Source organism: Steroidobacter flavus, assembly GCF_042651805.1.
GTDB classification, from domain to species: Bacteria; Pseudomonadota; Gammaproteobacteria; order Steroidobacterales; family Steroidobacteraceae; genus Steroidobacter; species Steroidobacter flavus.
In genome coordinates this window covers 573,254-599,775 of record NZ_JBHSDU010000015.1, presented here as the reverse complement: position 1 = coordinate 599,775, position 26,522 = coordinate 573,254, and the positions used below count along the sequence as shown (strand labels likewise).

The 26,522-nt window shown below is 62.3% G+C and carries 22 protein-coding genes; 18 read left to right on the top strand and 4 right to left on the bottom strand.

Annotated features, from left to right (window positions below; translation table 11 throughout):
* The first annotated feature begins 32 nt into the window (after positions 1 to 32).
* From ACFPN2_RS30400 to ACFPN2_RS30390, 3 genes are all read left to right on the top strand, one after another.
* Positions 33 to 1,700: a glycoside hydrolase family 43 protein gene (locus ACFPN2_RS30400; protein ID WP_380603732.1), complete on the top strand. Its 1,668-nt coding sequence runs from the start codon at positions 33 to 35 to the stop codon at positions 1,698 to 1,700.
* Positions 1,701 to 1,773: 73 nt separating this feature from the next.
* Positions 1,774 to 2,535, top strand: coding sequence for a DNA-formamidopyrimidine glycosylase family protein (locus ACFPN2_RS30395; RefSeq protein ID WP_380603730.1), 762 nt, complete (start codon positions 1,774 to 1,776; stop codon positions 2,533 to 2,535).
* Between the two features lie 90 nt (positions 2,536 to 2,625).
* Positions 2,626 to 4,521 (top strand): SurA N-terminal domain-containing protein, encoded by a 1,896-nt coding sequence (locus tag ACFPN2_RS30390; RefSeq protein WP_380603728.1) that lies wholly within the window; start codon positions 2,626 to 2,628, stop codon positions 4,519 to 4,521.
* Positions 4,522 to 4,713: 192 nt separating this feature from the next.
* On the opposite strand, the gene ACFPN2_RS30385 is transcribed toward ACFPN2_RS30390, so the two are convergent.
* From ACFPN2_RS30385 to gloB, 3 genes are all read right to left on the bottom strand, one after another.
* Positions 4,714 to 5,502: an enoyl-ACP reductase FabI gene (locus ACFPN2_RS30385; RefSeq protein WP_380603726.1), complete on the bottom strand. Its 789-nt coding sequence runs from the start codon at positions 5,500 to 5,502 to the stop codon at positions 4,714 to 4,716.
* A 49-nt stretch (positions 5,503 to 5,551) separates the two neighbouring features.
* A complete protein-coding gene (locus tag ACFPN2_RS30380; RefSeq protein WP_380603725.1) occupies positions 5,552 to 7,243 on the bottom strand; it encodes a LysM peptidoglycan-binding domain-containing protein in 1,692 nt (563 codons plus the stop codon).
* A gap of 183 nt (positions 7,244 to 7,426) precedes the next feature.
* The gene (gene gloB / locus ACFPN2_RS30375) at positions 7,427 to 8,206 is read right to left on the bottom strand and encodes a hydroxyacylglutathione hydrolase (protein ID WP_380603723.1); all 780 of its coding nucleotides are present in this window, start codon (positions 8,204 to 8,206) and stop codon (positions 7,427 to 7,429) included.
* A 120-nt stretch (positions 8,207 to 8,326) separates the two neighbouring features.
* Here gloB and ACFPN2_RS30370 point away from each other — a divergent pair, with 120 nt between their 5' ends.
* The 6 genes from ACFPN2_RS30370 to tviB all read left to right on the top strand — a co-directional run bounded on the left by ACFPN2_RS30370 (position 8,327) and on the right by tviB (position 14,443).
* The gene (locus ACFPN2_RS30370) at positions 8,327 to 9,076 is read left to right on the top strand and encodes a class I SAM-dependent methyltransferase (protein ID WP_380603721.1); all 750 of its coding nucleotides are present in this window, start codon (positions 8,327 to 8,329) and stop codon (positions 9,074 to 9,076) included.
* Between the two features lie 20 nt (positions 9,077 to 9,096).
* The gene (rnhA, locus tag ACFPN2_RS30365) at positions 9,097 to 9,549 is read left to right on the top strand and encodes a ribonuclease HI (protein ID WP_380603719.1); all 453 of its coding nucleotides are present in this window, start codon (positions 9,097 to 9,099) and stop codon (positions 9,547 to 9,549) included.
* Positions 9,550 to 9,630: 81 nt separating this feature from the next.
* Positions 9,631 to 10,755 (top strand): DegT/DnrJ/EryC1/StrS family aminotransferase, encoded by a 1,125-nt coding sequence (locus ACFPN2_RS30360; protein WP_380606690.1) that lies wholly within the window; start codon positions 9,631 to 9,633, stop codon positions 10,753 to 10,755.
* A gap of 6 nt (positions 10,756 to 10,761) precedes the next feature.
* A complete protein-coding gene (gene dnaQ, locus ACFPN2_RS30355) occupies positions 10,762 to 11,535 on the top strand; it encodes a DNA polymerase III subunit epsilon (protein WP_380603717.1) in 774 nt (257 codons plus the stop codon).
* Positions 11,536 to 11,548: 13 nt separating this feature from the next.
* Positions 11,549 to 13,048 carry a sodium/proton antiporter NhaB gene (nhaB, locus tag ACFPN2_RS30350; protein ID WP_380603715.1) on the top strand — a complete coding sequence of 500 codons (1,500 nt, stop codon included), beginning with the start codon at positions 11,549 to 11,551 and terminating at the stop codon, positions 13,046 to 13,048.
* Between the two features lie 111 nt (positions 13,049 to 13,159).
* On the top strand, positions 13,160 to 14,443 hold the full coding sequence (gene tviB / locus ACFPN2_RS30345; protein ID WP_380603713.1) for a Vi polysaccharide biosynthesis UDP-N-acetylglucosamine C-6 dehydrogenase TviB: 1,284 nt from the start codon (positions 13,160 to 13,162) through the stop codon (positions 14,441 to 14,443).
* A gap of 8 nt (positions 14,444 to 14,451) precedes the next feature.
* Here the strand turns inward: tviB and ACFPN2_RS30340 are convergent, their stop codons facing one another.
* On the bottom strand, positions 14,452 to 14,850 hold the full coding sequence (locus ACFPN2_RS30340) for a four helix bundle protein (RefSeq protein WP_380603712.1): 399 nt from the start codon (positions 14,848 to 14,850) through the stop codon (positions 14,452 to 14,454).
* 103 nt (positions 14,851 to 14,953) lie between these two features.
* On the opposite strand from ACFPN2_RS30340, the gene ACFPN2_RS30335 reads away from it, so the two are divergent.
* From ACFPN2_RS30335 to ACFPN2_RS30295, 9 genes are all read left to right on the top strand, one after another.
* Positions 14,954 to 15,961 (top strand): NAD-dependent epimerase, encoded by a 1,008-nt coding sequence (locus ACFPN2_RS30335; protein ID WP_380603710.1) that lies wholly within the window; start codon positions 14,954 to 14,956, stop codon positions 15,959 to 15,961.
* Positions 15,962 to 16,072: 111 nt separating this feature from the next.
* Positions 16,073 to 17,719 (top strand): glucose-6-phosphate isomerase, encoded by a 1,647-nt coding sequence (gene pgi / locus ACFPN2_RS30330; protein WP_380603708.1) that lies wholly within the window; start codon positions 16,073 to 16,075, stop codon positions 17,717 to 17,719.
* A 27-nt stretch (positions 17,720 to 17,746) separates the two neighbouring features.
* Positions 17,747 to 18,832: a GDP-mannose 4,6-dehydratase gene (gmd, locus tag ACFPN2_RS30325; protein WP_380603706.1), complete on the top strand. Its 1,086-nt coding sequence runs from the start codon at positions 17,747 to 17,749 to the stop codon at positions 18,830 to 18,832.
* Positions 18,825 to 19,769 carry a GDP-L-fucose synthase gene (fcl, locus tag ACFPN2_RS30320; RefSeq protein WP_380603704.1) on the top strand — a complete coding sequence of 315 codons (945 nt, stop codon included), beginning with the start codon at positions 18,825 to 18,827 and terminating at the stop codon, positions 19,767 to 19,769. The genes gmd and fcl overlap by 8 nt, the downstream gene beginning before the upstream one ends.
* Positions 19,770 to 19,842: 73 nt before the next feature.
* Positions 19,843 to 22,770, top strand: coding sequence for a polysaccharide biosynthesis/export family protein (locus ACFPN2_RS30315; protein WP_380603702.1), 2,928 nt, complete (start codon positions 19,843 to 19,845; stop codon positions 22,768 to 22,770).
* A 104-nt stretch (positions 22,771 to 22,874) separates the two neighbouring features.
* On the top strand, positions 22,875 to 23,393 hold the full coding sequence (locus ACFPN2_RS30310) for a transcription termination/antitermination NusG family protein (RefSeq protein ID WP_380603700.1): 519 nt from the start codon (positions 22,875 to 22,877) through the stop codon (positions 23,391 to 23,393).
* Complete coding sequence (locus tag ACFPN2_RS30305; RefSeq protein ID WP_380603698.1) at positions 23,390 to 23,737, top strand: MarR family EPS-associated transcriptional regulator; 348 nt, start codon at positions 23,390 to 23,392, stop codon at positions 23,735 to 23,737. Before ACFPN2_RS30310 ends, ACFPN2_RS30305 begins: the two co-directional genes overlap by 4 nt.
* A gap of 139 nt (positions 23,738 to 23,876) precedes the next feature.
* The gene (locus tag ACFPN2_RS30300; protein ID WP_380603696.1) at positions 23,877 to 24,704 is read left to right on the top strand and encodes a Wzz/FepE/Etk N-terminal domain-containing protein; all 828 of its coding nucleotides are present in this window, start codon (positions 23,877 to 23,879) and stop codon (positions 24,702 to 24,704) included.
* A gap of 34 nt (positions 24,705 to 24,738) precedes the next feature.
* A complete protein-coding gene (locus ACFPN2_RS30295; protein WP_380603694.1) occupies positions 24,739 to 26,517 on the top strand; it encodes an ABC transporter ATP-binding protein in 1,779 nt (592 codons plus the stop codon).
* Positions 26,518 to 26,522 lie beyond the last annotated feature (5 nt).

The window sequence follows — 26,522 nt, the reverse complement described above, 5'->3', positions numbered from 1 at the left end:
TGGATCGACCAGGCGCCCGATTGGGTTTCTATATGAGCAAACTGATAGGGAAGCGGTTACAGCTCGCAGCACTGTTGCTGGGCCCGTGGATTGCGGCCGGGGCGGCGCCCACCGTTTCATTCGATTGGTTCGAATACACGGGCAAGGATGCGGTGTTCGAAGCACCATTGCCGGCCGGCAGCTATCGCAATCCCATTCTCGCCGGTTTCTATCCCGATCCGAGCGTCACTCGGGTCGGCGACAAGTTTTATCTGGTGAATTCGACGTTCGCTTATTTCCCCGGCATTCCCGTGTTCGAAAGCAGCGATCTGGTGCACTGGCGCCTGCTGGGGCATGTGCTCGATCGTCCGTCACAACTGCGCTTCGACGGATTGGATATTTCTCGCGGCGTGTTCGCGCCGGCGATTCATCATCACAACGGCGTGTTCTATGTGCTGAACACGCTGGTGGATAGCGGCGGCAACTTCATCAGCACTGCGAAGAATCCCGCGGGGCCGTGGTCGGATCCGGTCTGGCTTCCGGAGATCGACGGGATCGATCCGTCATTGTTTGTGGATGCAGACGGCAAGGCGTATGTGCTCAACAATGGCGTGCCGCCGGAGCAGCCGCGATACGACGGGCATCGCGCGATCTGGATGCAGGAATTCGATCTGCAACAGATGAAGCTCATCGGGCCGCGCCGGGTGTTGTTGAACGGCGGGGTGGATATTTCCAAGCGACCTGTCTGGATCGAGGGGCCGCATCTGTTCAAGCGGGGAGAGTGGTACTACCTGATGTGCGCGGAAGGCGGCACGAGCGTAAATCACTCCGAAGTGATCCTGCGCTCCAAGGCAGTGTGGGGCCCGTATGTTCCATATGAGAACAATCCGATTCTGACGCAGCGGGATCTACCGAAGGATCGCGCCCATCCCATCATCAACGCCGGTCATGCCGATCTGGTGGAAACACCGGATGGCACGTGGTGGGCAACGTTTCTGGGCTCGCGGCCCTATGACGGCGTGAACTATCACACCGGTCGCGAGACTTATTTGTTGCCCGTGACTTGGAAGAACGATTGGCCCGTGATTCTGGAGCAGGGCACGCCTATTCCTTACGTCGCGACAGCGCCGAAGCTGCCGAATGCTCATCGAGAGGCCGCGCCTCTGAGCGGAAATTTCACCTGGCGCGATGAGTTCGATCGTCCCGAATTGAATTCAGCCTGGCTGCAGGTGCGTGCGCCGAAACAGCGATGGTTCGATCTCGCGGGCGCGCCGGGCCGACTCACTATCGTGCCCGCCGATGAGCGTCTCGATGGCAAAGGCAATCCGGCCTATTTGGGGCGACGCCAGCAACATCTCACGTTCGAAGCCAGCACGTCGCTGCGGTTACCGAAGGAGCCCGGTGTGGCCGCTGGCATCGCGGCGTTTCAAAACGGCCAGCATTGGTATTTTCTAGGGGCGCGCCGTGTCGGCGATGCCGTGCAAGTCTTCTTGGAAAAGCAGAGCGGCACGACGGCACAACAGATCGCGGCAGCGACTCTGAAGCCAGCTGCGGAGATCAAACTGAAGATCACCGGCCAAGGTCGCGACTATTCCTTCTACTACGACGCCGCGGGCTGGCAGCCACTGCTGAAGAACGACGACGGCTCCATTCTGAGCACCGAGGTTGCGGGTGGCTTTGTGGGGGCGACGCTCGGGCCCCACGCGCGCTTGGAGCGCTGAGCCAGCGACGCTTGCGGCAGTCCGCAATAGCGTGCTCGGAACCTTGGCGTGAGCGAGTGATTATTCAGAGGTCATGCCTGAAGGCCCATCGCTGATCATCCTGCGTGAGCAGGCGCAGATATTCAAAGGCAAGCGTGTGCTGGCCGCCGAGGGCAACTCGAAGATCGACAAGTCGCGCATCGTCGGTCAGCGCATCGTTTCGTTGCGCACCTGGGGCAAACATTTCCTGATCGAGTTCCCCGAGTTCACGATCCGCATCCATCTGCTGATGTTCGGGCGTTACTGCATCAACGAGCGCAAGCCGGACAAGCCGATTCGTCTGGGCTTGCGGTTCGCGCGCGGCCAGGAGCTGAACTTTTACAACTGCGCGGTCCGATACATCGAAGGCAGTCTCGACAACACCTACGATTGGAGCGGCGACGTGATGTCGGATTCATGGAGCGCCGCCGCCGCCCGCAAGAAGTTACGGGCCATGCCGCAGACCCTGGTCTGCGACGCGCTGCTGGATCAGAACGTGTTCGCCGGTGTCGGCAATATCATCAAGAACGAGGTGCTGTTTCGGATCCGCGTGCATCCTTGCTCCAAGGTCGGCGCGTTGTCGCCGGCCAAGCTGCGCCAGATGGTGGAGGAGGCGAGGATCTATAGCTTTCAGTTCCTGGAGTGGAAACGGGCGTTCGTGCTGAGGAAGCACTGGCTGGTGCACAACAAGGGCGTTTGCCCACGCTGCGAAATCAAGCTCCAACGCGCCTACCTGGGCGCGACCGACCGGCGCACTTTCTTTTGCGAGCGCTGTCAGATCCGCTATTCGCCGGCCCGCCGCTCCGCCCCTAAATAAAGTACGTGGTACTATCGCGGCCCCCGGCCGTATGGCGCGCCCGGCAAGTCGTTCGGAATCAATCGTTTAGGGACATATCCCGCTCCTCACATGCTACAAACCATCCGCGACAAGATCACCGGCTGGGTCGCCGGACTGTTCCTCGGCGCGATTGCCGTCGTGTTCGTGTTCTGGGGTATCGACTTCCAGTCGACCAACGCCGCGTTCGCGGCCAAGGTGGACGGCGAGCGCATCCCGGTCGAAACCGTGCGTCAGGCCTGGCAGCGCCGTCAGTCCCAGCTACAGCAGATGCTCCGTAACGAGCTGCCGCCGGAGATGGCCAAGTCTCAGCAGAAGGCCATTCTCGACCAGTACATCCAGCAGACGCTGCTCACGCAGCGGGCCAACAACTTCGGCTACAAGGTGAGCGACGAGACGCTGGCCCGGCGCGTGATGGAAATTCCCGAGTTCCAGGTCGACGGCAAGTTCAACGCGGACCGCTACAACGGCCTGCTCCGGCAGAACGGCCTGACCGAGGCGCGCTTCGAGTCGCAGCTGCAGGGCGATCTGCTGCTCGAGCAGTTGCAGAAGGGCGTGGTGGACTCGGCGTTCGCCGTGCCGTACGAGCTGAACCGGCGTTATGCGCTGGAGAAACAGCAGCGCGAAGTCGATTACGTGCTGATCGCGTCGAACGACTTCCTGCCGTCGGTGACCGTGACCGACGAGCAGATCCAGAAATACTACGAGCAGAACAGCAAGGACTTCCTGCTGCCCGAGACCGTGGACCTGCAGTACATCGAGCTGACGCGCGAGCAGGCGGAATCGAAGGTCGACGTCACCGAGCAGGCGTTGAAGGATCACTTCGAGCAGGTGAAGGACCGCTTCACCTCGCCCGAGCGTCGCAAGGGCCGGCACATCCTGATCACGGCGACCGATGGTTTGGACGACGCGGCCGCTCAGAAGAAGGCGCAGGAGCTGACCGACAAGGCCAAGGCCGGTGCCGATTTCGCACAGCTCGCCAAGGAAAATTCCAAGGACCCGGGCTCGGCCGCGCAGGGCGGCGATCTGGGTTGGGCGCAGAAGGGCATGTTCGTCGGCCCGTTCGAAGATGCGCTGTTCAGCATGAAGCCCGGTGAGATCCGTGGCCCGGTGAAGACGCAGTTCGGCTATCACGTGCTGCAGCTGGAGAACGTCGAAGCCGGTCGTCAGCAGACCTTCGAAGAGGCGCGTGCCGAAGTCGAAGCGGAATATCGCAAGGACAAGGCGCAGACGGCGTTCTACGATGATTCGCAGAAGATGGCCGACGCGGCGTTCGCGGCGCTGACCGAGCTCGACACCGTGGCGAAGTCGATGAACCTGCAGGTGCGCGACATCAAGGGCTTCACCCGCGAAGGCGGTGGCGAGTTCGGCGCCGACAAGGGCGTGATCGACGCGGCGTTCAGCGAAGACGTGCTGGAGCGCCGGCAGAACAGCCCGCTGGTCGCGGTGGGCGAAGATAAAGCCGTCGTATTGCGGGTCACTGCTCACAAAGAAGCTGAGCCGCGTCCGCTCGCGGAAGTTCGCAGCCAGATCGAATCGCGTCTGCGTGCGCAGGCGGCTCGCGAAGCTGCGGCTGCGAAGGGCGCGGACGCCGTGGCTCGTCTGCAGAAGGGCGAGAGCTGGGAGTCGTTGGGCGCGTTGGGCTTGAAGCCGGTCGGCAAGCGCTTCGTCACTCGCGATGATTCGATTGCGCCGCCGGCGGTGCTGCGCTCGGTGTTCCAGGCGTCGAAGTCGGAGTTTTCCGAGGCGAAGCCGTATGTCACCGGCGTCACCACCGACGATGGCAACTACGCTGTGCTGGCCGTTTCTCAGGTTCGTAGCGGTGAGGCGGACAAGGAGCCGGAGCAGGAACGCACGGCGCGTCGCCGTCAGGCCGAAGTGCGCGCGGGCAATGAAGAGTTGACGGCTTACGTCGATGAAGCTCAGCGCAACGCGGACATCGTGCGCAATGAGAAGGTGTTCGAATAACGCAGCCGCATTGGTTATTTAAACTAGGCTCGCCGGCTCGGAGAGGACAGGTCGCTTTCAATCCGATCGTCGGCTTGCAGAGGATGCGTTGCTAATTAGTCGGTCGCCGCGACGGAACGTCGCCGGCGATTCCAGGGCGAAAAAAAACGCCGCGGCCTCGCAGGAAGCCGCGGCGTTTTCATTTGCGAATGATCAATCGCCTTCCGGGAACGACATGCCGACCGTGCTGAAGCCGGCGTCGACATAGATGATCTCGCCGGTGATGCCGGCTGCGAGATCGGAGGCGAGGAATGCGGCGGTGTTGCCCACATCTTCGGTCGTGACATTCCGACGCAGCGGAGCGATCGACGCGACGTGACTCAGCATCTTCCGGAATCCGCCAATGCCGGCAGCCGCGAGCGTCTTGATCGGACCGGCGGAAATGCCGTTGACCCGAATGTTCTTGGGGCCAAGGTCCGCGGCGAGGAAACGCACGCCGGCTTCTAGGCTCGCCTTTGCCAGACCCATCACGTTGTAGCTCGGCAGTGAGCGCACGGCGCCGAGATACGTGAGGGTGAGGATCGAGCCCGCGCGACCTTCGAGCATCGGCTCGGCCGCTTTGATGACGGCGGTCAGGCTGTAGCTGGAGATGTCGTGCGCGATACGGAAGTTCTCGCGCGTCGTCGATTCGACGAAGCCGCCGCGAATCGCATCGGACGGCGCGAATGCCACGGCATGGACGATGATGTCGAGCTTGTCCCAGCTCTTCTTCAGGGCTTCGAAACCGGCGGCGATGCTCTCGTCGCTGGCCACGTCCATCTCGAACACGGAGGCCGCGCCGAACTCCTTGCCCATGCTCTCGACGCGATCCTTGAAGCGTTCCTGATAGCTGAACGCCAGTTCCGCGCCTTCACGCTTCATGGCCTGAGCGATGCCGTAGGCGATGGAACGCTCGGTCGCCAGTCCGATGATGAGGGCGCGCTTGCCTGCGAGGAATGCCATGAACCGCTCCAGTGAACAAAACTGGAGCGTAGTTTAACGGATACTGGCTTCAGATTCCGGCGCGGCGCCGGTCTTCGATGTACATCACCAGGCGCTGGCCGGGCTTGATCATGCTGCGCTTGGTCAGATTGTTCCAGCCGAGCAGGTCGGTGAGGCGCACGCGGAACTTGGTGGCGATGGTCGACAGAGTGTCGCCGCGGCGGACCACGTACGTGGTCGAACGAGCCACCGTGCTGCTGTCGGTGGTGGCCAGCTTGGCGGTACCGGGGATCGAGAGCTTCTGACCGACGCTCAGGGTGTCATCGCTGTCCAGGTTGTTGCTGTTGGCCAGCCGCTCCATGGGGACGCCATAAGTCTTGGCGATGCTCCACAGCGTGTCACCAGCGCGCACGACATGCTTGTCGGCAGCCGCCCGAGTACGTGCCGGGGTTGGTTCCTCATACGAGGCGAGCTGGGCCGCGCTTGGCAGCTTCACGCCCGTCGGCGCGGCCGCGATCAGCAGCTCCTGGCCCGGGTGAATCATGGTGCCGCGAATCTTGTTCGCGCTCTTGATCGCCGCGACCGACAGGCCGTACTTATCGGCGATGCCGCCCAGCGTGTCGCCACGGCGCACGCGGTGATACACAACCCGCACGCGCTCGGTCGGGGGCAGAGCGGCGATGCCTTCCTTGAATTTGTCGTGACGATCGATCGGCACCAGGATCTGATGCGGACCGTCCGGATCGGTGATCCAGTGATTGAACGCCGGGTTCAGCGCCAGGATCTCTTCCTTCGACATGTCGGCGAGTTCGGCGGCGACATGCAGGTCGAGCTGACCGCCGACATCGACCTTGACGAAATAGGGCGAGTTCGGAATCGGCGCGAACGCCAGCCCCTGGCTGGTCGGATCGCCGACGATACGGCGCATCGCGAGCAGCTTCGGCACATAAGCCTTGGTCTCGCGCGGCAGCTTCAGGCTGAAGTAATCGGTAGGCAGGCCGGCGCGCTGATTCTTTTCCAGCTCGCGAGCGACGCGGGCTTCGCCGCAGTTGTAAGCGGCGACGGCGAGCAGCCAGTCACCATCGAATTCGTCGTGCAGGAACTGCAGATAGTCCAGCGCGGCACTCGTGGAGGCGACCACGTCGCGGCGCCCGTCGTAGTACCAGTTCTGTTTCAAGCCATAACGACGGCCGGTCTCGGCGATGAATTGCCACAAGCCGGAGGCGCGGGCACGGGAGAAGGCGACGGGATTGAAGGCACTCTCGACCACCGGCAGCAGCGCCAGCTCGAGCGGCATGTTGCGGGCTTCGAGCTCACCGACGATGTAATGCAGATAGCGCTCGCCGCGCTTGAAGGTGCGATCCAGGTAATCCGGATGATTGACGAACCAGCGCAGCTCGACGTCGACGGCCGGATGATCGACATCGCTCAAGGTGTAACCCTTGCGGATGCGCTCGAACAGGTCGCCACCTTCGGGGAGCGGGGCGCCGTCCTGACCCAGCTCGCGCACCAGGCGCGGACCGGTGCCGTTCTGGTTGTCGAGGGCTTCGATGGCTTCCTCGATCTGCTCGGGACCGGACACGCCGATCGCGGCTTCATCGAGCTTGGTGATGGCGGGATCCAGCTCCACGAATTCGACCGAATCTTCGTCGTCTTCGTCGCCGTCGGCGTTCGAGCCCAGGTGGCTGCAGCCAGCCATCAGGACCGCGAAGGTCAAAGCAAAAATCGCCGGCAGTGCGGTTGCTGGTCGCCACTGAAACATCTGATCCCTCCACCTGCCTCACCCCTTATCGTTCGTAAGGAGGCAGGCGCCAAAACGAAAAATGGTCGGCCCTTGATACTCGGCGTCAGCCGAGCCGGCGGGCGACTCCCATCACACTCCGGTGCCCGTGCACCTTGCTTGAATACGTAAACGTAATACGCGCTGTGACCTTATGTCGGGACACTAGCGAAAACTGTCCTTCCACTGCCGGATGACAGCGAAGACTTCAGGTTGACTAGGTAACCCGCGACCGGCATAGGCTTCAGCGGCCTGTTTCACAGTCTGATCGTCACAACGCAAGAAAGGGTTCACATTCCTCTCCCGCCTGATGTCCGATGGAATCGTCGCCTCATCCCGGGCCCGTAATTCGCGGCACTGTGCCAGATAGCTCGCCGCGGCTTCGTTATCGGGCTGCACCGCCAGACCGAACTTCAAATTGCTCAGCGTGTACTCGTGGGCGCAGTACACCAACGTTTCGGCAGGCAGGGCCGCAAGCTTGGACAACGAATTGTGCATTTGTTCCGCTGTGCCCTCGAACAATCGACCACAGCCGGCGCTGAACAGGGTGTCGCCGCAGAACACGGCGCCGTGACCGACGTATGCAATGTGACCGGCGGTATGCCCGGGGACATCTAGCACGTCGAAGGCCAGTCCGAGCTCGGGGAAGAGGGCGCGATCGCCTTCACGTAACCGCTGCGGATGGCCGGGAATGACTTCGGTCGCCGGTCCGTAGATCGGAATTCCCCGGCGGTTTTGCAGCAGCTCGTCGACGCCGCCGACATGATCGCCGTGATGATGGGTGATCAGCAGTCCGGCGAGCGTGAGTTTGTGGGAGGCGAGGGCGCGTTCGACCGGTTTGGCATCGCCCGGATCGACGGCAACGACGCGCGAGGCGTCGCGTGGCGAATGAATCAGCCAGATGTAATTGTCAGTAAATGCCCGAACCGGGGTCACTTGCAGCATGTTGTGGACCGACCCCAGAAAGACCCGTACCAGGGGGTATTAAACATGCCATGTCGCTGAGCGGCAAGCATTAATCCATGTAACGAACCCGGGCCGCCGCCGATCCGTTATCCTTGCGTTATGACCGAACCTTCCGCCCTCGACCTGCAAGCCTGGCTGCGCTCGCCGCTCGGTCAGCGGGTCTATGCGCTCGAGCGCAAGCTGGCGGGCGAGGCGCTGGCGCAGGTGTTCGGTTGGCAGCTGCTGCAGATCGGCCAATGGGGCGACGACGACGGCTTGATGGCCGAGGCGCGCACTCAACGTAAAACGGTTCTGGCCTGGCACGGCGCGCGTTTGACGGGCGCCGCGAGCGCCATTCGCTCGCGAACCGACTCGCTTGCGATTCAATCGGATTCGGTCGATGCCGTTTTGTTACCGCACACCCTGGAGTACGAGCCCGAGCCGCACGAGATCGTGCGCGAGGTGGGGCGCATTCTGTCCGCCGAAGGCCATTTGATCGTGTTCGGGTTCCGGCCGTTTTCCAGCTGGGGCCTGCGGCACTGGTTCGCGAAGAATGGCTTTCCGCCCGGCATGGAGCGCTTGATCGGCGAAGGCCGGCTGCGTGACTGGCTCAAGCTGCTCGGGTTCGAGATCGTCGACTCGCGACGTTATTTGTTCAGCTTGCCGTTCAGTGCCAGCTCGCCGTCGTCGCAACGATTCTTCGAGCGCAGCGGCAATTATCTCTGGCCGATGTTCGCGGGCGGCTATCTGATCAAAGCTCGCAAACGCGTTTACACCTTGACGCCGATTCGCCCGCGCTGGCGGTTGCGTCCCAAAGTGGTCGGTGGCCTCATCGAGCCGAGCACGCCGCGTAACGCGAATCGCATGTGATTCACTACCAATATCAATAAATGGCTGCAGTCGAGATCTACACCGACGGTGCCTGCCGCGGCAATCCCGGGCCGGGCGGATGGGGCGCGATCCTGCGCTCGGGCGACCATGAGAAGGAGCTCAAGGGCAGTGAGCCGCTCACCACCAACAATCGCATGGAACTGACCGCGGCCATCCAGGCACTCGCGGCGTTGAAGCGCGGCTGCGAGGTGGTGCTGTACACCGACTCACAGTACGTGCGTAAAGGCATCCTCGAATGGATGGCGCAGTGGAAGCTGCGCGACTGGCGCACCGCCGACAAGAAGCCGGTAAAGAATGTCGATCTGTGGCAGGCGCTGGAACGTGAGATTGCGCGGCACAAGATCGAATGGCACTGGGTGAAGGGCCACGCCGGCGTGCCGGGCAACGAGCGCGCGGATCGGCTGGCGAATGAAGCCATTGATGAGATGCAAGCGCGACAGCCCGTCGGCTGACCCGCATCAGTCCAGATCAGCAACCGCGCACGCATGCGCTATCATGCGCGCCAGTTTGCGATCAAACAGCCGAGTTTCTCCATGGACTTCATCGATCTCAAAACCCAGTACCGCCGTGTGCAGGCTTCGGTCAATGCGCGCATCCAGGCGGTGCTCGAGCATGGCCAGTACATCCTGGGCGCGGAGACGGTCGAGCTGGAGAACAAGCTCGCCGAATACGTCGGCGCGAAACATTGCATTGGCGCATCGAGCGGCACGGACACGCTACTGATCGCACTGATGGCGTACGGCATCGGGCCGGGCGATGAAGTCATCACCTCGCCATTCACGTTCATCGCAACGGGTGAAATGATTGCGCTGGCCGGCGCCAAGCCCGTGTACGTCGACATCGATGCGCGCACTTACAACATCGATCCGAAGTTGATCGAAAAAGCGATCACGCCCAAGACCAAGGCCATCATGCCGGTGTCGCTGTACGGTCAGTGCGCCGATATGGACGCGATCAATGCGATCGCGCGCAAGCATCGCATTCCAGTCATCGAAGACGCGGCGCAGAGTTTCGGCGCGACCTACAAGGGCAAACGATCGGGCGCGGTCTCCGATGTCGGCTCGACCTCGTTCTTTCCGTCCAAGCCGCTGGGCGCCTACGGCGATGGCGGCGCGTTGTTTACTGACGATGACCAGCTCGCCAAGTTGATGCGTGAGATTCGTGTGCACGGCCAGGATCGTCGCTATCACCATCCGCGCCTCGGCATCAACGGCCGTCTCGACACGCTGCAAGCGGCGGTGTTGCTCGCGAAAATGGAAATCTTCCCCGACGAAGTCGAGGCCCGGATCAAGATCGGCGCCCGCTACTCGCAGCTGATCAACGAAGCGTTCGCGAAGGAAAGCGATCCTTCGCGCAAAGTCGTCACGCCGTACATCGCGCCCGACTGCACGAGCGTGTACGCGCAGTACACGGTCGAAGTGGGCGATCGAGCGAAGGTGGAGCAGGGCATGAAGGCGCGCGGCGTTCCGACGGCTGTGCACTACCCTGTGCCGTTACATTTGCAGCCGGTCTTCGCGAATCTCGGCCAAGGCGTTGGCACCTTCCCGGTTTCCGAAAGCGTGGGCAATCGGGTCATCAGTCTGCCCATGCACCCGTATCTGACCGAAGCACATCAAGTGCAGGTCGTGAATGCGCTCAAGGAATCGGTGTTGGGCTAACGACTGATGCGTCAAATCATCCTCGACACGGAAACCACTGGTCTCGAGCCCGAGCAGGGCCATCGCATCATCGAAATCGGCTGCGTCGAGATGGTGAACCGGCGCAAGACCGGTCGCACCTTCCATCGTTATCTGCGGCCGGATCGCGAAGTGGACCGCGGCGCCATCCAGGTGCACGGCCTCACCAACGAATTCCTGGCGCAGCAGCCGCGCTTCGCTGATGTGGTCGATGAGCTGATCGAGTTCATCACCGGCGCCGAGCTGATCATTCACAACGCGGCGTTCGACCTGGCCTTCCTCGACGCCGAGCTGAAGCGTCTGCCGGGGCCGCTGCGACAGACCCGCAAGATCTGCAACGTCATCGACACGTTGCCGCTCGCGCGTCAGATGCATCCGGGCCAGCGCAACAGCCTGGATGCGCTGTGTAAGCGCTACGAGATCGACAACTCGCATCGCGAGCTGCACGGCGCCTTGCTCGACGCGCAGATCCTGCTCGAGGTCTATCTGGCGATGACCGGCGGCCAGACCGCGCTGATCCTGGGTGAGGACGCCGCGACCAGCAAGGATGTCGCATTCGAGCCGGTGGCTGTGGTCATGCGGCCTCGTGGCGTGTTGCGTGTTCTGCGAGCGACCGAAGAGGAGCTGGTCGCCCACGAGCGCATGCTGACCGCGATCGACAAAAGCAGCGGCGGCAAAACCTTGTTCAAACAATTGGCGTTGCCTGAGATGACACCGGCACCCGTGCCGGCAGCAGCGCAACCCGTCGCGGCCCTGGCCTGATCCGCGACAGCTCATGCTGCACGCGTTTCGCAACTTGTTCCTGGGGCACGCGCCACGCTGGTACAAGCTGACCATCATCGCGTTCCTGCTGCTCAATCCACTAGTGTTGTGGTTGGGCGGCCAGTACGGCGCCACTGTCGCGGCGTGGCTCATCCTGTTGCAGTTCATCTTCACGCTGGCAATGGCGTTGAAGTGCTATCCATTGCAGCCCGGCGGCCTGCTGGCGCTGGAAGCGGTGCTGCTGGGGCTCACTCATCCCGACTCGGTGTATCAGCACACGCTCACCGCGTTCCCCATCATTCTGCTGCTGATCTTCATGGTGGCCGGCATTTACTTTCTGAAAGAAATGCTGGTGTTCTGTTTCACCAAGCTGCTGTTGAACGTACGCTCGAATCTGCTGCTGGCCTTTTTGTTTTGCCTGGTGCCGGCGGTGCTCGCGGCGTTTCTCGATGCGCTCACCGTGCTCGCGGTGATCATCACTGTCGCGATGGGCTTCTACGAGGTGTATCACAAGGTCGCCTCGGGCAAATCTCATCACGATCCGCACGACAGCTCGGCGGATGATCATGTCGGAGAGTTACATCGCTCGGATCTCGATGCGTTTCGTGCGGTGCTGCGCGGTCTGTTGATGCACGCCGGTGCCGGCACCGTCCTCGGTGGCGTGATGACGCCGGTGGGGCAGCCGCAAAACGTGCTGGTCGCCGAGCAGGCCGGTTGGAATTTCCTGGAATTCTTCTCGCAGGTCGCACCGGTCGCGCTGCCGGTGTTCGTGGTCGGGATTGCCACCTGCGTGCTGATCGAGCATATGAAATGGTTCGGGTATGGCACGCGCTTGCCAGACGCGGTCCGTCATGTCCTCGAAGCCTACGATCAACAGCAGCAGGCGCATCGCACGCAGCGCGATGTCGCCATCATCGTGGTGCAGGCCATCACCGCGTTGATTCTGGTGGTCGCACTTGCATTCCATCTCGCCTCGGTGGGATTGATCGGTCTGTTGGTGATTGTTCTGGCAACTGCGTTCACGGGCGTGACCGAGGAGCATCGGCTGGGCAAGGCGTTTGAGGCCGCGCTGCCGTTCACCGCACTGATCGTCGTGTTCTTTGTGATCGTGGCGCAGATCCACGACCAGCATTTGTTCGAGCCGGTGGTCGGTTGGGCCTTGCACCAGTCGGGGGAGGTGCGAGCGGCGATCTTCTACCTGGCGAGCGGGCTGTTGTCCGCGGTCAGCGACAATGTGTTCGTGGCCACGATCTACATCACGGAAGTGAAGGCCGCCTTTCTGGAGGGCACGATCACGGCTCCCGAATTCGGCCGGCTCGCGGTGGCCATCAACACCGGCACCAATATTCCTAGCATCGCCACGCCAAATGGCCAGGCGGCGCTGCTGTTCCTGCTCACATCGGCGGTGGCGCCGCTGATCCGCCTGTCCTATGGAAGGATGGTCTGGATGGCGTTGCCATACACCGTCACTTTGACGTTGAGCGGTCTTTGGGCGGTCCTTTACTTGCTGTGACAAGCAATCCGACAGCTGCGTCCTTTAGACCTATGTCTCTATTTTGGCTCCGGTTCTGTGGCATTCTTGCGCCCTTTGCGACCAACCCTCAGGTTTCGAACCCGGACAGTTATGTCTCAATTCAGTCTGCGCGATTGCAAGCTCGGCGTGATCGGTCTCGGCTATGTCGGGCTGCCGCTGGCGGTGGAGTTCGGTAAGTCCTTCAATACGGTCGGCTTCGACATCAAGGCGGCGCGGGTCGCCGAGCTGAAAAAGGGCAAGGACAGCACGCTGGAAGTGGAGCCTGCGGAGCTCAAATCCGCCAAGCGCCTCACGTACACGACGAACTTGAAAGATCTGCGCTCCTGCCAGGTCTACATCGTCACGGTGCCGACGCCGATCGACAGCTACAAGCGTCCGGACCTGACGCCCATCGAGAAAGCGAGCGAGCTGATCGGCCAGGTGCTGAAGAAGGGCGACATCGTGGTGTTCGAGTCCACCGTGTACCCCGGCTGCACCGAGGAAGTCGCGGTGCCCATTCTGGAGCGCCTGTCCGGCCTGACCTTCAACAAGGATTTCTTCGCCGGCTACAGCCCCGAGCGCATCAACCCGGGCGACAAGACCCATCGTCTGACCACCATCAAGAAAATCACTTCCGGCTCGACGCCCGAAGTGGCCAGCTTCGTCGACGCGCTCTACGGCAGCATCGTCAAGGCCGGCACGCACAAGGCCTCCAGCATTCGCGTCGCCGAAGCCGCCAAGGTGATCGAGAACACGCAGCGCGACGTGAACATCGCGCTGATCAACGAGCTGGCGCTGATTTTCAACCGGCTCGGCATCGATACCGAAGAAGTGCTCGAAGCGGCCGGAACCAAATGGAACTTCCTGCCGTTCCGTCCGGGCCTGGTCGGCGGTCATTGCATCGGCGTCGACCCGTACTACCTGACGCACAAAGCGCAGGAGATCGGTTATCACCCGGAAATGATCCTGGCCGGGCGTCGTATCAACGACAACATGGCGATCTACGTCGCCGAGCGCATCGCGCAGCTCATGATCAAGAAGCGCATCCACGTGAATGGCTCGCGCATTCTGGTGATGGGCCTGACGTTCAAGGAGAACTGCCCGGACCTGCGTAATTCCAAGGTCGCCGACGTGGTCGCCGAGCTGAAGAAGTACGGCGCCAAGGTCGACGTGTTCGATCCATGGATCGATGCCGAGGAGTGCGAGCACGAGTACGGCATCAAGCCGATCCGCAAGCCGGCCCCGGGCAAGTACGACGCCATCGTGATGGCGGTCGCACACAAGCAGTTCCGCGAGATGGGCATCGACGAGATCCGCTCGTTCGCGAAGAAGCCGCATGTGTTGTACGACATCAAGTATGTGTTTGATGCGGACGAGGTTGACGGCCGGTTGTAATCGGCGCCTCAGCGGGGCGGGGCGCAGGCTTTTGCGTGCGCCGCGCGATTGGATGAAACCAGACGGCGTATCAAGCCGTTAAGCAGGCGGCCAACCTCGGCGATCTCTTCCAACGTGGCTGCGGTGTCGTTGCCTGGCGCGAGTCGGCTCGCGATCAAGTACTGCGTTTCCAGCTCCGAGAGCGAGCAGCGCGACGCGTGAAGAGACTGGACGAATTGCGCGCGGCTCGGGCTGGCGGAGCCCTCGGCGATACGACTCGCGACGGCCACAGCGCTGCGTCTGAGCTGACTCTGCAGGCCGAAACGTTCGTCCCTGGGCAGTAACCGGCTCGCGGCGTAGACTTTGCACGCCAGGGCGACGGATTTTTGCCAGACGATCAGATCCTTGTGACTGACGATGGTGTCCATGCGGCGCATTGTCATGCGCCGGCAAAGTCGAAGTTGCGCGCGAAATGGCTGGTTCGCGAATTTATTCGCTGCCCTTTACTCATCGATATCGGTTAAGCGACATATGAAATTGCTTCTGACCGGCGCCGCCGGATTCATCGGTTTCACCACGGCCCAGATCCTGCTCGCGCGCGGCGACGAGGTGGTCGGTCTCGACAATCTCAACGACTACTACGATGTGACGTTGAAGCAGGCGCGGCTGGCGATCCTGCAGAAGTTTCCTAATTTCCGGTTCGTGAAAATGGACGTGGCCGATCGCGAAGGCATGGCCACGCTGTTCAAACAGGAGAAGTTTCAGCGCGTGATTCACCTGGCCGCGCAGGCCGGTGTGCGTTATTCGATTCAGAACCCGCTGGCGTACATCGACAGCAACGTGGTCGGCTTCGCCAACGTTCTGGAAGGCTGCCGGCACAACGGCGTCGAGCATCTGGTGTATGCCTCGACCAGCTCGGTGTATGGCGCGAATACGAAGATGCCGTTCTCGGTGCATCAGAACGTCGATCATCCGTTGTCGTTCTACGCCGCGACCAAGAAGGCGAACGAGCTGATGGCGCACACCTACGCGCATCTCTACAACCTGCCGGTCACGGGCCTGCGTTTCTTTACGGTGTACGGCCCGTGGGGCCGCCCGGACATGGCGTTGTTTCTTTTCACGAAGAATATCCTGGCCGGCAAGCCCATCGATGTCTTCAACTACGGCAACCATCGCCGCGACTTCACCTACGTCGACGACATCGCGCAGGGCGTGGTGCGCGCCATGGACCGTCCGGCGCAGCCGAATCCGAACTGGAACAGCGACGCGCCGGATCCGGCCACCAGCAAGGCGCCGTACCGGCTCTACAACATCGGCAACAACTCGCCGGTGGAGCTGATGAAGTACATCGAGTGCATCGAGACCAACCTCGGCAAGAAGGCACAAAAGAATCTGCTGCCGCTGCAGGCGGGCGACGTGCCCGACACCTCGGCCGACGTGGACGATCTGGTGCAGGACGTGGGCTACAAGCCGGCCACCCCGGTGGAAGAGGGCGTGCGTCGCTTCATCGAGTGGTACGTCGGCTACTACGGTAAGTAGGGGCGTCCGCCGGGCCTCGCGCCAGTCACAAAAGCTTCACCCTGCGCCGTCAGTGAGGTAGCCTCCGGCACCATTCCCGTGCCGATGAGCCACCCGCAGGAGGACTTTCCCATGACGCTAGCGAACACGACGCCTGAGTGGCAGGCGCTCGAATCTCACGCTGCGAGCATGCGGGGCCGGCATCTGCGCGATCTGTTCGCGAACGATCCGCAGCGCGCGGTGACGTTCTCGCGGACCTCCGAGCTCAACCTGCTGTTCGATTTCTCCAGACAGCGCGTCGACGCCGAGACCATGCGTCTGCTGCTGTCTCTCGCGAACGCGCGTGGCCTGCGCGGTCGGATCGACGCCATGTTCAATGGCGACAAAATCAACACCACCGAGAACCGCGCCGTACTGCACACAGCGCTGCGTAATCGCACCGACCGGCCGGTCCTGGTCGACGGGCAGGACGTCATGCCCGAAGTGCGTGCCAGCTTGCAGAAGATGCGGACCTTCGTCGAAGGCATTCACGGCGGTCGCATTCACGGCCACACCGGCAAGACCTTCACCGACATCGTCAATATCGGCATCGGCGGCTCCGACCTCGGCATCGTGATGGCGACCGAGGCGCTGGCGAAATATCGCAATCGGAATCTGCGGCTGCACTGCGTATCCAACATCGACGGCGTGCAGCTGGGCGACGTGCTGGAGAAAGTCGATGCCGCGCGCACGCTGTTCGTCGTCTGCTCGAAAACATTCTCGACGCTGGAAACGCTCACCAACGCGAAGCTGGCGCGCCAGTGGATCGTCGACCGTTTGGGCGAGGGCGCACCGGCGCGGCACTTTGCCGCTGTGTCGACCAATGCCAAGGCGATGGATGCTTTCTTAATTCCGCCACAAAACCGCTTTACGATGTGGGACTGGGTGGGCGGTCGCTATTCGGTGTGGTCGGCGGTGGGCCTGTCCGTGGCGCTGGCGCTGGGCATGGATCAGTTCGAGCTGATGCTGGACGGCGGCCACGAGATGGACGAGCACTTTCGTAACACGCCGTTCGAGAACAACCTGCCGGTGCTGATGGGATTGCTCGGCGTCTGGAATCGGAATTTCCTCGGCCTGGATTCGCTCGGGGTGCTGCCTTATGACCAGCGGCTGCATCGCTTCCCCGCGTATCTGCAGCAGTTGGAAATGGAATCCAACGGCAAGAGCGTGACGCTGGAAGGCACGCCGTTGCCGTATGACAGCGGCGCGGTGTTGTGGGGCGAGCCAGGCTCGAATGCCCAGCATTCGTTCTTTCAGTTGTTGCATCAGGGCACCGCGCAGGTGGCGCTGGATTTTCTCGCGCCGGTGAACGCGTCGAGCCCGTTCCAGCAACAGCAGAATCTGGCGCTGGCGAATTGTTTCGCGCAGGCGCAGGCGTTCGCGTTCGGTCAGACCGAGGCACAGGTGCGCCAGGATCTGGCGGCGAAGGGCACGAGCGACAGCGAGATCGCGCGGTTGATTCCGCACAAGCTGCATCCGGGCAACCGGCCGAGCACGGTGATTTTGTTCCCGCGCCTCGGGCCGAAGACGCTGGGGCGGCTGATTTCCCTGTACGAACACAAAGTGTTCACGCAGAGCGTGATCTGGGGCATCAACGCCTTCGATCAATGGGGCGTGGAGCTGGGCAAGAAACTGGCGGATTCGCTCACGCCGGCGCTGGAGAAGCCGGCCGACGCGGCGGCGGGCGCCGAGCCGTCGCTGAAGAATCTGTTGGAGCATGTGGCCCGCTGGCGTGGCTAGCGGGACGGTCGACGATGCGAGGATGCGGTGAAAAAAGCGCTGATTACCGGAATCACAGGCCAGGACGGCGCCTATCTTGCCGAGCTGTTGCTCGACAAGGGTTATGAAGTTCACGGCATCAAGCGACGCGCGTCGTCGTTCAACACCGATCGGATCGATCATTTGTATCAGGACCCGCACGAGCGCGGCGTCAAGCTGTTCCTGCACTATGGCGATCTGACCGACGCCACCAATCTGATCCGCATCATTCAGCAGGTGCAGCCGGACGAGATCTACAATCTCGCCGCGCAAAGTCACGTTCACGTTTCGTTCGAGACGCCGGAGTACACCGCGAACTCCGACGCGGTCGGCACGCTGCGCATCCTCGAAGCCATTCGCATCCTGGGGCTCGAGAAAAAGACGCGCTTCTATCAAGCCTCGACCTCGGAGATGTTCGGCAAGGTGCAAGAGGTGCCGCAGAAGGAAACGACGCCGTTCTATCCTCGCTCGCCTTATGGCGCGGCGAAGGTCTATGGATACTGGATCACGGTGAATTATCGCGAGGCGTACGGCATCTACGCCTGCAACGGTATCCTGTTCAATCACGAGTCGCCGATCCGCGGCGAAACCTTCGTGACTCGCAAGATCACGCGCGGCCTGGCGCGAATCAAGGAAGGCCTGCAGGACACGATCTATCTGGGCAATCTCGATTCGTTACGAGATTGGGGGCATGCGCGCGACTACGTAAAGGCGCAGTGGTTGATGTTGCAGCAGGAGCAAGCGGAAGATTTCGTCATCGCCACCGGCGAACAACATTCGGTGCGGGAGTTTGTTCAGCTCGCGGGCACCGCGCTCGGCATGCGGATCGAATGGCAGGGTGCAGGCGTGGACGAGCAGGGCATCGACGCCAGCTCCGGCCGTGCCGTCGTCAAAGTGGACAGCCGTTATTTCCGGCCCACCGAAGTCGACACGCTGCTTGGCGATCCGACCAAGGCCCGCCAGAAGCTCGGCTGGCAGGCCGAGACCAGCTTCAGCACGCTGGTGAATGAAATGGTCGAGGCCGATCTGGAAGCTGCCCGTCGTGATGCACTGGTGGCCCGGGAAGGCTTTCGGACTTATCAGCGACATGAATAAAGACGCGCGCGTTTTCGTCGCCGGTCACCGGGGACTGGTAGGCAGCGCCATCGTGCGCCGGCTGCAGGCGGAGGGCTATCGCAACCTGCTGCTGCGCTCGAGTGCCGAGCTCGATTTGCGCAATCAGGCGGCGGTCGACCGGTTCTTCGAGCAGGAGCGCCCGGAGTTCGTTTATCTGGCGGCCGCGAAGGTCGGCGGCATTCTGGCGAACGACAGTTATCCGGCCGACTTTATCCGCGACAACTTGCAGATCCAGACCAACGTCATCGATGCGGCGTACCGCTTCGGCGTGCGCAAGCTCGCGTTCCTGGGCTCCAGCTGCATTTATCCCAAGCATGCGCCCCAGCCCATGCCGGAGAGTTGCCTGCTCACCGGGCCGCTCGAGCCGACCAACGAGTGGTATGCGGTCGCAAAGATTGCTGGCGTGAAAATGTGCCAGGCGTACCGGAAGCAATACGGCTTCAACGCGATCTCGGTCATGCCGACCAATCTGTATGGACCTGGCGACAACTTCGATCTGAACAGCTCGCACGTGCTGCCGGCGCTGATCCGAAAGTTTCATGAAGCGAAGCAGCGGGGCGAGGGCGAAGTGGTGGTGTGGGGCACCGGCACGCCGCGCCGGGAATTCCTGCATGTCGACGACCTGGCCGATGCCTGCGTGTTTCTGCTGGAGCGCTACGACAGCCCCGAGCCGATCAACGTAGGCTGGGGCGAGGATATTTCTATTGCCGAGCTGGCCGCCCTGGTCGGCGCCGCGGTCGATTATTCCGGCAAGTTGCGTTTCGATACCAGCAAGCCGGATGGCACGCCTCGCAAATTGCTCGATGTCACCCGGTTGCGCGCCCTCGGCTGGGCGCCAAAAATTCAGTTACGGGACGGCGTGGCCGCCACTTATCGCTGGTTCACGTCTCAAGCCGGCGCGCGGGGCCAGAATTAATCGCATCCCTGCGGGGGTCTGTGTAAACTTCCGGCCCTTCGTCGCAGGGACCACCTACATCAAAGCGACCCGGATGCCCAGACTCAGTTTTTTCAGCCGTATTTTCAGGCTGACCGCCGTTATCCTTTGCGTATTCAGTTTCGGATTGCTCACGCAGGCCGAGGCGCAGACGCCCACCCCGGAACAGATTGAAATGTTCCGTAACCTGCCTGCCGACCAGCAGCAGGCCATTCTCGACTCCATGAATCGCGGCGGTGGCACTGGCGGCCTCAGTCTGCCTTCGGGCACCGATGTGCGCTCGGATCGCAAGGTTCAGTTTCCTCAGACCGTCAAGCCTCGCGGCGACGAGGAAGAGGAAGAAAAATTCGACGCGACCGGCGCGCCGGTCCTGCCGCGTTTCAAAGGCGGCGACACGCTGCTGTTGAATCTGGAGGTTCGCCAGTATCAGCGGCAGGCGCCCGAGGTCGAGGAGCGCGCTCGACGCGAAGCTCAGCAGAACTCGCAACCGAGGATCCCGGGGCGGCAGGCTGCGTCCACGACGCCACCGGCCGATGCAAACGCGCCCGCGCCAGCTGAACAGCAGCTGTTGGATCGCACTCCCGATGAAACCGCGCGCTTGGAAGAGTTCCGCGAGCGCATCCTCCGTCGCAATCCATACAAGCTGGACAAGTGGGGCATTCTGAACGTGCCCGAGCTGGGGCCGATCCCGTTGGCGGGCTTGTTGCCCGACGAAGCGACGCAGCGGGTGTCCGCCGAGCTGCGCCTCAAGGATTTCATCGTCGTCGTCACCCGGCTGCCGCTCAAGCCGACCGGTGCCGAAGCGCTGAAGCCGTTCGGTTATGACTTGTTCGCCGGTTCGCCGAGCACCTTCGCGCCCGCGACCGATGTGCCGGTGCCGGCCGAATACGTGGTGGGACCCGGCGATTCCATTCAAGTGCTGATGGTCGGCTCCAACAAGGGCCGCTACTCGCTGACGGTCGGTCGCGACGGCCGCATCAACTTCCCCGATCTCGGTCCGATCTCGGTGAGCGGCCGTCGCTTCGAAGAAGTGCGCGCCGATCTGGAAGAGCGGGTGCGCGACCAGATGATCGGCACGCAAGCCAGCATCAGCATCGGCGAGCTGCGCTCGATTCGCGTGTTCGTGCTGGGCGACGCCGAAGCGCCCGGCTCCTATACGGTCAGCGGCCTGTCGACCATGACCAACGCGCTGTTCTACAGCGGCGGCGTGAAGAAGATCGGCTCATTGCGCAATATTCAGTTGAAGCGCGCCGGGCGCACGGTCAGCACGCTCGACCTGTACGACCTGCTGCTGCGAGGCGATACCAGCGGCGATTTGCGGCTGTTGCCGGGCGACGTGATCTTCATTCCACCGGTCGGTGCCACGGTCGGGCTGTCCGGCGAAGTGCGTCGGCCCGCGATCTATGAATTAAAGAACGAGACCACGGCCGAGCAGCTGTTGGAGTTGGGCGGCGGCCTGTTGCCTGGCGCCGATCCCTCCATGGCCACCGTGGACCGGGTCAATGAGCAGCGGCAACGGATCACGCTCGATGTGAATCTGGCGAAAGCCGATGGCCGTCGCATGCTGTTGAGCAGTGGCGACCGGGTGCGTGTCCCGGCGATTCGTCCGGTGCTGGAAGAGTCGGTCGTGCTCAACGGTCATCTGCATCGCCCTGGCGAGTATCAATACAAGCCCGGCATGCGCATCGTGGACCTGATCCCGAGCCTGGACGAGCTCGAGCCGAACGCCGATCAGCAATACATCCTGGTCCGTCGCGAGCTGCCCAACGACCGGCGCGTCCGGATCTTCTCCGCAGACCTGGAGAAGGCGTTGGCGCAACCGCAGTCGGCGGCCAACTTCGAGCTGGCGCCGCGCGACCAGTTGTTTGTATTCGACCGTGAGTCGGGTCGCGATCGCATCATCGAGCCGCTGATGCGCGAGTTGCAGATGCAGTCGCGTATCGATGAGCCGACGCTGGAAGTAAGCGTCGCCGGCAAGGTGAAAGTGCCCGGCAAATATCCGCTCGAGCCCGGCATGCGGGTCAGCGACCTGGTGCGCGCCGGCGGCAGCCTCGATGAGGCGGCGTATAGCGGCCAGGCCGAACTGACTCGTTACGAAGTGGGGCCGAATGGCGCGCGTCAGGCCGAGCTGATCCAGATCGATCTGCGCAAGGCGCTCGACGGCGAGCCGGGCTCGAACCTGGCGCTCAAGCCGTTCGACTATCTGGTCATCAAGGAGACGCCGCTGTGGGCGTCCCAGGAAGAAGTGGAAATTCGCGGCGAAGTGAAATTCCCCGGTCGTTATCCCATCCATCGCGGCGAGACGCTGCGCTCGGTGATGGCGCGGGCCGGTGGCTTCACCGATCTGGCGTTCACCAAGGGCGCGGTCTTCACGCGCGAGGAATTGAAAGAACGCGAGCGTAAGCAACTGGCGACACTGGCGACCCGAATGGAATCGGATCTGGCGCAGATGTCGCTGATGTCCGCGCAAGAGGCGGGTCGCGATGCCAGCCAAGCGCTGACCATCGGTCGGTCGCTGCTTTCCAGCTTGCGCGACGCGAAGCCCGCGGGACGTCTGGTCATCGACCTGGACCGCTCCGTGGCTGCGCGTGAAGGCTCGGAACAGGACATCGTGCTCAAGGATGGCGATCGGCTGCTCGTGCCTCGAATCACGCAGGAAGTCACCGTCATCGGCGAAGTGCAGAGTGCCACGTCGCACTTGTATCGAACCGATGTGTCGCGAGATGAATACATCGCGCTCAGCGGCGGCTTGACGCCGCGTGCCGACGAAAATCGGGTCTATGTCGTACGTGCCGACGGCAGCGTCGTGGCGCGCGGCGGGAATTCCTGGTTCAGCGGCGGCGGCGTAGCCATCGAGAAGGGCGACACCATCGTCGCACCGCTGGATACCGAGCGTATGCGGCCGCTGCCGTTCTGGCAGGCCGTCACCAGCATCATCTATAACCTGGCGGTTGCCGCGGCCGCAGTCTCGTCCTTCCAGTAGGACAATTCAGGATAAAGCGTGAAGGGGCGTCGTTGACGCCCCGGTATCCCATCGCTAGACTGCCGCGCGTTCAATGACTGAACGCATCGGCTACGCACTAGAACATGTTGCGGTGGTATCTCATCCAGACCAAGCCCTCGGCCGAGCGGGTCGCTGAATGGAATCTGCAGCGACAAGGCTTTGAAACCTACTATCCGCTGGCCCTGACCTCGAGTCGCCGCCGCGGGCGGTCAACGCGCGAGCGCATCGCTGCGTTATTTCCTCGATATCTGTTTCTTCGGCTCGATGAAGGCGTGCAATGTCTCGCGCCGGTTCGTTCCACGGTCGGGGTTGCGTCGATCGTGCGGTTCGGCGCGCTTTATGCCGTCGTGCCGGATCGTCTCGTCGCTGATTTGCGTCAGCGGGCCGACGCCGAAACCGGTTTGCATCATGTGGGCGGCCACGCCGAGCTGTGCTGTGGCGAATCGGTGCAGATCACCGACGGGCCGTTGCAAGGGCTGGAAGGAATATTCGAGCGTGAAGCCGGCGCCGATCGCGTCGTTGTGCTGTTGAAGCTGCTCGGCCAGACCGCGCGGGTGCAAGTGCCGCTCGACTACGTCATCGCCGCGGGTTCCGCGGCATGAGACCTCCGATGCTCAGCGATGAGATGCGCTACAAGCTGATGCGCTTGCTGGAAGAGAATCCAGGCATGAGCCAACGCGACGTTGCGCGCGAGCTCGGCATCAGCCTCGGCAAGGTCAACTACTGCCTGCAGGCGCTGATGCGCAAGGGCTGGATCAAGGCGACCAATTTCAAGAACAGCCAGAACAAGGCGGCCTACATGTATCTGCTCACGCCACGTGGCGTGGAGCAGAAGGCGAACCTCGCTCTGGAGTATCTGCAGATCAAGATGCGCGAGTACGAGAACCTGCGCGCCGAGATCGAGCAGATCCGCAAGGAAGCTGGGCAGTACGAGCAACAGGCCTGATCGGTCGCGATCGGGTCCATGACGGTGGAATGCGAAGGACGAATGTCCCTTGCAGGCGGTAGCGTGCCCGAGGCGCGACTATAATGTTTCATTCAACAACGGCGAGCAGGTGAACTGGGTGGTAACTTCCAGCGAGCGCATGAGCACGGTTCAAGATGACGAGATCGCACTCGTCGATCTGTTTCGTGCCATCTGGGACTACAAGATCCTGATCGGCGTGGTGGCGGCGGTGTGCACCGGACTGGCGATCTACCTGGCCTTGACCGCCAAGGAAATCTATCGGGCCGAGGTGACGCTGGCGCCGGTCGCCGAATCGGGCAGCCCGGGCGGCGGCGGTCTGATGTCGCAGCTTGGCGGCCTGGCCAATCTGGCCGGCTTGAGTCTGGGCGGCGGACGAGGCAAGGAGGCGACGGCGCTGCTCAAGTCCTATCGTCTCGCCGAGGAATTCATTCAGCGCAAGGATTTGATCCCGGTGCTGTTCGAAGGCTCCAGCAAGGAGCCGCCGACGATGTGGCGCGCCGTGCGTCAGTTCCGCTCGGCCGTGCTGGATATCAAGGAAGAGGAGCTCGACGGTCTGATCACGCTGACGGTCGACTGGACCGACCCGAAGGTGGCGGCACAGTGGGCCAACGAGCTGGCGGCGCTGGCGAATGAGCTGCTGCGTAAACGCGCGATGGATGAGTCGACGCGTAACATCAACTATCTGAACGATCAGCTGAGCAAGACCAACGTGGTCGAGATCCGGCTGTCGCTCTACAAATTGATCGAAAGCGAGACCAAGCAGCTGATGCTGGCCAACGGCAAGATCGAATATGCCTTCACGGTGATCGATCCGGCGGTGGCGCCGGAGATTCGCATCAGCCCCAAGCGCACGCTCATGACGCTGGTCGGCTTCATGGTCGGCTGCGTGCTCGGTTGCGTGATCGCCTTCATTCATCGAGGGCTCAAGGCGCAGAAGCGCGCCTGAGTCGACCGATGTTCCACCCTTTGGATAGTTCACATTGAGCGCCGCGGCCGCCGATAAATTGTGGGGGCTGCTGAACCGGTCGCAGCGCCGTCGCGTCTGGCTGCTGCTCGGGCCGATGTTCGTCGGCATGGCGATGGAGGCGCTCAGCGTCGGCTTGATCGTGCCGCTCATCGCGCTGTTCACGCAGCCCGACTATGCGCATCGCTATCCGGCGTTGCAGCCGGTGCTGGCGGCGCTCGGCAATCCCGATCACGTCACGTTGGTGGTGGGATCGATGCTGGCGCTGATCGTCGTGTATGCGATCAAGGCTGCGTTCCTGGCTTTCTTGGCCTGGCAGCAGACCAGCTTCGCCTACGGCGTCCAGGCACAGCTGTCGCAGCGCTTGTTCACTGCCTACCTGCGGCGGCCCTATCCATTTCACCTGCAGCGCAATTCCGCCCAGTTACTGCGAAATCTGACCGCCGAGGTCAGTGCGCTGGTCAACAGCGCACTGATTCCCGGCATGTTGCTGATGGCCGAAGCGCTGGTACTGATCGGCTTGCTGACGCTGTTGCTGTTCGTCGAGCCGTTGGGGGCGACGCTGGTCATTCTGGCACTCGGCGCGGCGGCGGGCGGCTTTCACTGGTTGACGCGGCGACGAATCGCTCGCTGGGGCACGGCCCGGCAGCACCACGAAGGCCTGCGCATTCAACATTTGCAGCAAGGGCTGGGCGGCGTGAAGGATGTGAAGCTGCTGGGCTGCGAGCAGGAATTCTCCGAGCGTTATCGACCGCATAACTTCAAGAGCGCGCATGTCGCTCATTTGCAGGCGACGTTGCAGCAACTGCCGCGCCTTTGGCTCGAGCTGCTGGCGGTAAGCGGTCTGGCGTTGTTGGTGATCACCATGGTGGCCCGCGGTCGAGAGCTGGCTTCGGTATTGCCGACGTTGGCGCTGTTCGCGGCGGCGGCATTTCGTTTGATGCCTTCGGCGAATCGCGTCATCTCCGGCATTCAAGCGCTGCGCTACGGATTGCCGGCCATCGAAGTGCTACATACGGAACTGAGCGCCGTGACTCAGCCTGACGATGCGTCGGCGGCTGCCATCACCGGCGTCGAGCTGCCATTCCGACGCGACATACAACTCGAGGGCGTGACCTACACGTATCCGGGCGCTGCTCAGCCGGCGTTGCGCGAGCTTTCGGTCACGATCCACAGCGGCCAGATCGTCGGTTTCATCGGGGCGAGCGGCGCGGGCAAGAGCACCCTCGTGGATTTGATTCTCGGCCTGTTGTCGCCCGATGCGGGCAGCGTGCGCATCGACGGGCACGACATGCGAGGCAACCCGAGGAGCTGGCAGAACCAGATCGGCTATGTGCCTCAGACCATTTATCTCACTGACGATTCATTGTTACACAACGTTGCATTCGGTGTGCCTCGCACCGAGATCGACGAAGCAGCGGTGTGGCGTGCCTTGCGAGCGGCGCAAATGGAAGAGTTCGTGCGCAGCCTCCCGGAAGGGTTGCAGACATCGATGGGAGAGCGGGGCGTGCGGTTGTCCGGCGGACAGCGTCAGCGTATCGGCATCGCGCGTGCGTTGTATCGCGATCCCAAAGTTTTGTTCCTGGACGAGGCGACCAGCGCGCTCGATACCGCCACCGAGCGCGGCGTCATGCAAGCTGTGCTGGCGCTACGCGGCTCGAAAACAATCATCATCGTCGCGCACCGGATGTCCACCGTCGAAAGCTGTGACCGTCTGTATCGACTGGATCACGGGCGGGTCGTGGAGCAGGGCAGCCCGCAGGCGATGTTACAACTGACCACCAGCGCTCACTGAGCAAT